The sequence below is a fragment of the Sodalis-like endosymbiont of Proechinophthirus fluctus genome, assembly GCF_001602625.1.
In the GTDB taxonomy this organism is placed as follows: domain Bacteria; phylum Pseudomonadota; class Gammaproteobacteria; order Enterobacterales; family Enterobacteriaceae.
Window position 1 is genome coordinate 20469 of sequence record NZ_LECR01000008.1, and the last position, 1257, is coordinate 21725.

The window sequence follows — 1257 nt, forward strand, 5'->3', positions numbered from 1 at the left end:
GACCTCGGAAACGGGTGAAGAGTACCATAGGATCCTCGGAACCGCCGCGCGACAGTATGGTATCAAGGAAAGATTCGCCGGTGTCCCGGTTGAATATTCCTTCCTCTTCGAAACGCGACCAGGCATCCGCCGCCAGGACGTCCGCCCACAGATAACTGTAATACCCAGCTGCATAGCCGCCGGAAAAGATGTGGCTGAAGGTATGGGGGAAACGCCCCCATGCCACGGTCGGCACTACTGCCACCTGTTTTTTCACTTCTGTTAAGATCTCCAGCACGCGCGCACCTTGCTCCGGTTGGTATTGATGATGCATACGGAAATCGAATAGGCCGAACTCTAACTGACGCAGAATAAACAGCGCCGCCTGATAATTTTTTGCTTCCAATATCTTNNTTCAACAGTTCATCAGGCAGCGGCTCGCCGGTTTCATAATAGCCAGAGATAAACGCCAGTGCCTCAGGATGCCAGCAATAATTTTCCATAAACTGGCTCGGCAACTCCACCGCATCCCAGGGTACGCCTCTAATCCCGGCCACTCCAGGGGTATCGATGCGGGTCAGTATATGGTGCAGCCCGTGACCGAATTCATGAAATAGCGTGGTGACCTCATTGTGGGTAAACAGCGCCGGTTTGCCGCTTATCGGGCGGTTGAAGTTACAAGTGAGATAAGCTACCGGCTTTTGCAGCTCGGCGTCGGCTTTGCGCATCATACCTACGCAATCGTCCATCCAGGCGCCGCCCCGTTTGTTGTCGCGGGCGTATAAATCGAGATAAAAGCTGCCACACAGTTCATTATGTTCATCAAACAGATCGAAGAAACGGACATCCGGGTGCCAAGTGTCCACATCGGTACGCTCTTTGATTATGATGCCGTAAATGCGTTTTACTACCTCAAAAAGACCGCTGACTACCCGCGATTCAGGGAAATAGGGACGCAACTGCTCATCGTTAATGGAGAACAGATGCTGTTTTTGTTTTTCACTATAATAGGTGATATCCCACGGCTCCAGAGTGTCACGGCCGAAGTGTTTTTGCGCAAAGGCGCGCAGCTGCGCCAATTCCTGCTCGCCTTGAGGGCGCGCACGCTTGGCCAGATCGGTCAGGAAATCCAGCACCTGCTGGGGATTCTGCGCCATTTTAGTAGCCAGTGATTTATCGGCATAGCTTTCGAATCCCAGTAATTGCGCAAGCTCATGGCGCAGTGCCAGAATTTCACTCATAATGGGGCCATTATCCCATTTTCCGGCATCCGGGCCC

Annotated in this window: 1 protein-coding gene and 1 pseudogene; both read right to left on the reverse strand. The window is 52.6% G+C overall.

Going from position 1 to position 1257, the window contains the following annotated elements:
- Positions 1 to 391 (reverse strand): M3 family metallopeptidase (locus BG74_RS15585; protein ID WP_244267109.1); only part of this gene is annotated, 391 nt, incomplete at both ends.
- Between the two features lie 2 nt (positions 392 to 393).
- Positions 394 to 1257, reverse strand: a pseudogene (locus BG74_RS15590) (M3 family metallopeptidase); the annotation flags it as partial.